We start from the raw sequence: 5,212 nt of genomic DNA, 5'->3' as shown, positions 1-5,212 counted from the left end.
TACAACTGGCCGCGATCTGGAGTGAAGTGCTGAAGGTCGAGCAGGTTGGTCTATACGACAACTTCTTCGAACTCGGCGGCCACTCGCTACTGGTAATCACCCTGGTGAACCGGGTGCGCGAAGCCTTCGCCCTCAACATCAGCCTGCATGAGTTCATGCTGATGGCGAACTTCGAGGAGCTGGCGAACTTCATCGGCGGCGGCAAGGATCGCCTGAAGTCGTCGGTGATCAACCTCAACGGTTGCCAACTGCAGCGTCCGGCGCTGTTCTGCCTGCCGCCGGGCGGTGGCGGTGCCTACGCCTACTACCCGCTGGCCAGCCGCCTGGCCGACCAGCGTCCGGTGTATGGCCTGGTCAACAAGTGCTATGCCGTGCCGGGCTGGGTGGATGAGTCCTGGGAGGCGATGGTCGGCTATTACGTCGAGCAGATCCGTCGTACCCAGTCCAGCGGCCCTTACCATCTGCTGGGCTGGTCCCTGGGCGGCGCCCTGGCGCTGGAGGTGGCTCATGCCTTGGAGCAGGCCGGTCAGGAGGTGGGCTTCGTCGGCCTGGTCGATACCCTGTTGCCCAAGGACGTGTCCGGCCTCGAGGCCGAGCCCGTCGAGGTGGTGCAGGTGGCGCGGGCGGACGAGAGTCTGCTGCGTGGCCTGCTGGCCTTCGCCCCGGGTGTGGGTGAAGCCCGTATCGTCGGTTTTATCGACGAGGCCGGGCGTCTGCCGGCCGAAGTCGACCGGACCGAGTGGGTCATCCAGCAGGTGGCCGTCGCCGGAGGCGTCAGCGCCGAGCGGCTGCGCGCCATTCACGAGGATGTGCATCTGCAGCGGGAGATCGTCGATGGCTTCGCCGTGCTCGATCGCAATGCCGAGCTGAGCCAGGCGTTTCGCCTGCGACCGCTGGCGGTCCGGGTGGATTGCTGGTGGGCCAGTGAGAGCCGCAGCGTAGAGCGGGTGCGCATGGGCGAGGCGGGGTTGCTGGCGCAGGCTTCGGTCAACGGGCTGGCCAGCTCGACGGTGATCGCCGATGGGCATGAGGGGGTTATCAACGCCGTTGCGTTTATCGATGGCCTGCTGGAGCGGCTTGCTGACAAGACCTGAGGCTGCCGGGGGATGAAAAACGGGTGGAGCCTCAGCTCCACCCGTTTTTTTTCATGGCGGGTTACGTACCCTTGGCGTGATCGCTTTCAGGCGATCACAGCGGGTCCGGCACCACCGCGATCACATCGATCTCCATCAGCCATTCGGCCTGAGCCAAGCCTGCCACCACCAGCCCGGTGGAAATCGGGAACACCCCCTTGAGCCACTTGCCCACTTCCTTGTACACCGGCTCGCGGAAGCGTGGGTCGGTGATGTAGGTGGTGGTCTTGACGATGTGCGACAGGTCCGAGCCTGCCTCTTCAAGCAGTTGCCTGACGTTCTTCATCGCCTGTTCGGCCTGGGCCCGTGGATCGCCCAGGCCTACCAGCCGGCCTTCGAAGTCGGTGCCGACCTGCCCACGCACGTAGATGGTGTTGCCGGCCCGCACCGCCTGGCACAGGTCGTTGTCCAGGGTCTGGTTGGGGTAGGTTGCCTTGGTGTTGAACATGCGGATGCGAGTGTGGGTAGGCATCAGAGGGCTCCGAAAGTGCTGATGTTGCTGATCGAGGGTTGCTGCTCATCCGCCGCGCGCTGCTCGCGGTCGCGGTAGGCCAGGTAGGTGCGCTGGGTGGCGATGTGGCCAGCGACGTGCTTGGCGTCATGCCACACGCCCCAGATGAACGACGAGCCACGGCGCGACAGCCAAGGCAGGCCGAGGAAATACACGCCCGGCTCCTTCGACACGCCGCGCTGGTGTTGCGGCTTGCCGTTGGCGTCGAAAGCGTCCACCTGCAGCCAACTGAAATCCACGCCGTAGCCGGTGGCCCAGATGATGGTCCTGACGTTGGCCTGGGCGAGGTTCAGTTCCAGCAAGGGCTGGCTGACGCAGGCCGGGTCGGGCAGGCGCTTGCGCGCCTCGGGCTCTTCCGGCAGGTCCAGGCCGTTGCGTTCGACATAGGCGTCGGCGGCGTCCAGCAGGGCCAGGTAGTTCTCGTCGCCGCGGTTGATGTTGTCGGCAAGGTTGTCCTGGAAGCGGACCACGCCGCCCTCGAACGACTGGGTCAGGCCGACCAGGGTCATGCCCTGGTGGGCGAGGGCGCGAAAGTCCACGGTGTGGCCGCCACGGGCGCCGGACACGGCGATGGTCACGTGCTCGCGGCCAGGCTTGGCGATCTCGGCGTCCCATTCACCGAGCACGCCCAGCCACCAGCAGAAATCGCGGTTGCGGTAGCTGCGCGGCGGACGGTCATGGGCGCCGACCGACAGGTACACCTGGCGCCCGGCGCGCATCAGTTCCTCGGCGATCTGCACCCCGGAGGAGCCGGCGCCTACCACCAGCACCGCGCCCTCGGGCAGTTGTTCGGGGTTGAAGTAGGCGGCGGAGTGGATCTGGTGCAGGCCCTCGTCCTTCGGCGCGATGGCCGGGATCACCGGGCGCTGAAACGGGCCGGTGGCGGCCACCACGCGGCTGGCGCGGATCACCCCCTGGTTGGTGTCGATGGTGAAGCCCGGGCGGTCGGCGTTGCGCACCACCTTCTTCACCTCGACCCCGGTGCGTACCGGCAGGTTGTACTTGCGCACGTACTGCTCGAAGTAGTCGGCGACCTGGTCCTTGCCGGCGAAGGCGTCGGCGTCGAGGTCGAATTCCAGGCCCGGGAAGCGGTCGTGCCAGACCGGTCCGTTGGCCACCAGCGAATCCCAGCGCCCGGTGCGCCAGGCCTCGGCGATGCGCTTGCGCTCCAGCACCAGGTGCGGCACGCCGAGCTTGCTCAGGTGTTCGCTCATGGCCACGCCGGCCTGGCCGGCGCCGACCACGAGGGTGTCGATTTCGATGTTGTTCAGTGTCATGTCCCAGCCCTTCTTCAGCGGCGTTCTTGTTCAGGTCGGTGGGGACCGCCTTTGCCTGGGGCCAGACTAGGGATGGGCGGGAAATCGCGAAAATAGTATTTAGCTGGGGGTTGCCGATAAATTGGCGAAGGCTTTGCTGGCAATGGGCTGCAGCGGCTTCTCAGGGGTGCGCAGGACCTTGTAGGAGCGGCCTTGCCGAGGCGTCGGACCGGCCGGAAAGGGCCGCAAAGCGGCCCCAGCAATCGTGAGGTGGGCATACACCCGGGGCTGCTCTGCAGCCCTTTCGCGGCGCAAGGCCGCTCCTACACAGAATGCATTGGCGCCGCCTTAGTTTTTTCCTGCCCAGTACCGAGGAAAATGTTGGTTTCGCAGCTTCCGAGGCCCACCGAGAATGCCGGTAACCTCAACACAGGAGCTGCACCATGACCTTCTCCATCATCGGCCGCTGCCAGGAAACCGGCCAGGTCGGCATCGCCATCAGTTCATCGAGCATCGCCGTCGGCGCCCGCTGCCCTTGGGTGCGCGCCGGGGTCGGTGCCGTGGCCACCCAGAACATCACCCTGCCGGCCCTCGGCCCGCAGATCCTCGATGCCCTCGAGCAGGGCCAGCTGCCGCCCGCAGCGGCGCTGGACCGGGTGCTGAGCGCCAATGGCTGGAGCGAGTATCGCCAGGTCACGGTGATAGACAGCCAGGGCCAGGTGGCGCTGTTCACCGGCAAGGAGGCCCTGGGCGTGCACAACGCCGTGGCCGGCGAGCAATGCGCGGCAGCCGGCAACCTGCTGTCGTCGCGGACGGTGATCGAGGCCATGGTGGCGGCATTCGAACAGGCCGGTGGCCACCTGGCCGAGCGCTTGCTGGCGGCGATGCACGCGGCCATTGCCGCGGGTGGCGAGGCGGGGCCGGTGCACTCGGCGGCGTTGAAGATCGCCGGCGAGCTGACCTGGCCGTTGGTGGACCTGCGCGTGGACTGGGCCGAACACGATCCCATCGGCGAGCTGGACAGCCTCTGGCAAGCCTACCGCCCGCAGATGCAGGACTATGTGACTCGCGCCTTGAACCCGACCGCCGCGCCGAGCTATGGAGTGCCGGGCGATGAGTGAGGTTTCCAGCCGCGCGCTGCTGGAGCGGTTGGTCGGGTTCGCCACGGTCAGTCGCGATTCCAACCTTGAGCTGATCGCCTTCATCCGCGACTACCTGGCCGGGCTTGGCGTTGCCAGCGAGCTGTTCCACAACGAAGAAGGCACCAAGGCCAATCTATTCGCCACCATCGGCCCCGCCGACCGTGGCGGCGTGGTGCTCTCCGGGCACACCGACGTGGTGCCGGTGGAGGGCCAGGCCTGGACCGTCGAACCGTTCCGCCTGACTGAACGTGAAGGACGCTTGTACGGCCGTGGCACGGCTGACATGAAGGGCTTCATCGCCTCGGTGCTGGCGGCGGTGCCGGCGTTGCTCGCCCAGCCGCTGAAGCTGCCGGTGCACCTGGCGTTTTCCTATGACGAGGAAGTCGGCTGCCTGGGCGTGCGCTCAATGCTCGATGCCCTGGCGCAGCGCCCGCACAAGCCGCGCCTGTGCCTGATCGGCGAGCCCACCGAACTGAAGCCTGTGCTTGGCCACAAAGGCAAGCTGGCCATGCGCTGCCAGGTGCATGGCGCCGCCTGCCACTCGGCCTATGCCCCCTACGGCGTCAATGCCATCGAGTACGCGGCGCGACTGATCGGCAAGCTGGGCGAGATCGGTGACGAGCTGGCGCGCCCCGAGTATCACGACGAGCGCTTCGACCCGCCGTTCTCCACGGTGCAAACCGGGGTGATCAAGGGCGGCCGGGCGCTGAACATCGTCCCCGAGGAGTGCGAGTTCGACTTCGAAGTGCGTGCCTTGCCCGGCTTCGAGGCCCAGGCCGTGGCCGACCGCCTGCAGACCTACGCCGAGGCCGAGCTGCTGCCGCGCATGCGTGCCGTCAGTGGCGCCAGCGACATTCGCCTGCGCGCCCTGAGCGCCTACCCGGGCCTGGCCACACCAGCCGAGAGCGAGGCCGCACAACTGGTGACGTTGCTTAGCGGTTCGGACGATTTCGGTACTGTGGCCTTCGGTACCGAGGGCGGCCTGTTCGACCAGGCGGGTATCCCCACGGTGGTCTGCGGGCCCGGGAGCATGGACCAGGGGCACAAGCCCGACGAGTTCGTCAGTGTCGAGCAGTTGCAGGGATGTGACGCGATGTTGCGGCGATTGGTGGATCATCTGAAGCAAGCATGACAATCGCGGGGCCCGCCCCGTGGCCCCGGGTTTGGGCC

General features: G+C 66.9%; 5 protein-coding genes and 1 pseudogene. 4 read left to right on the top strand and 2 right to left on the bottom strand.

Features of this window, described 5'->3' with window-relative positions; translation table 11 throughout:
• Positions 1-146, top strand: a pseudogene (locus tag V0R62_RS26980) (phosphopantetheine-binding protein); the annotation flags it as partial.
• A 9-nt stretch (positions 147-155) separates the two neighbouring features.
• The gene (locus tag V0R62_RS26485) at positions 156-1,094 is read left to right on the top strand and encodes a thioesterase domain-containing protein (protein ID WP_408005743.1); all 939 of its coding nucleotides are present in this window, start codon (positions 156-158) and stop codon (positions 1,092-1,094) included.
• A gap of 94 nt (positions 1,095-1,188) precedes the next feature.
• On the opposite strand, the gene V0R62_RS26480 is transcribed toward V0R62_RS26485, so the two are convergent.
• Both V0R62_RS26480 and V0R62_RS26475 read right to left on the bottom strand, forming a co-directional pair.
• Positions 1,189-1,605 (bottom strand): RidA family protein, encoded by a 417-nt coding sequence (locus V0R62_RS26480; protein WP_330105804.1) that lies wholly within the window; start codon positions 1,603-1,605, stop codon positions 1,189-1,191.
• Positions 1,605-2,921 (bottom strand): flavin-containing monooxygenase, encoded by a 1,317-nt coding sequence (locus V0R62_RS26475; protein ID WP_330105803.1) that lies wholly within the window; start codon positions 2,919-2,921, stop codon positions 1,605-1,607. The genes V0R62_RS26480 and V0R62_RS26475 overlap by 1 nt, the downstream gene beginning before the upstream one ends.
• A 422-nt stretch (positions 2,922-3,343) precedes the next feature.
• Here V0R62_RS26475 and V0R62_RS26470 point away from each other — a divergent pair, with 422 nt between their 5' ends.
• Together V0R62_RS26470 and argE are read left to right on the top strand one after the other, a co-directional pair.
• A complete protein-coding gene (locus V0R62_RS26470; RefSeq protein WP_330105802.1) occupies positions 3,344-4,021 on the top strand; it encodes a DUF1028 domain-containing protein in 678 nt (225 codons plus the stop codon).
• On the top strand, positions 4,014-5,174 hold the full coding sequence (gene argE, locus V0R62_RS26465) for an acetylornithine deacetylase (protein ID WP_330105801.1): 1,161 nt from the start codon (positions 4,014-4,016) through the stop codon (positions 5,172-5,174). The genes V0R62_RS26470 and argE overlap by 8 nt, the downstream gene beginning before the upstream one ends.
• The last annotated feature ends 38 nt before the right edge of the window (positions 5,175-5,212 follow it).

The sequence above is a fragment of the Pseudomonas carassii genome (genome assembly GCF_036324045.1).
Classification (GTDB): domain Bacteria; phylum Pseudomonadota; class Gammaproteobacteria; order Pseudomonadales; family Pseudomonadaceae; genus Aquipseudomonas; species Aquipseudomonas peradeniyensis.
Note: the sequence above shows the minus strand (reverse complement) of the source record. Positions and strands in the feature narration are given on the sequence as shown.

What these genes read in the sequence shown, in the direction of transcription:
- V0R62_RS26485 (WP_408005743.1), top strand. Translation starts at nt 156, where the DNA reads ATGCTGATGGCGAACTTCGAGGAGCTGGCGAACTTCATCGGCGGCGGC.
- V0R62_RS26480 (WP_330105804.1), bottom strand. Translation starts at nt 1,605, where the DNA reads ATGCCTACCCACACTCGCATCCGCATGTTCAACACCAAGGCAACCTAC.
- V0R62_RS26475 (WP_330105803.1), bottom strand. Translation starts at nt 2,921, where the DNA reads ATGACACTGAACAACATCGAAATCGACACCCTCGTGGTCGGCGCCGGC.
- V0R62_RS26470 (WP_330105802.1), top strand. Translation starts at nt 3,344, where the DNA reads ATGACCTTCTCCATCATCGGCCGCTGCCAGGAAACCGGCCAGGTCGGC.
- argE (WP_330105801.1), top strand. Translation starts at nt 4,014, where the DNA reads ATGAGTGAGGTTTCCAGCCGCGCGCTGCTGGAGCGGTTGGTCGGGTTC.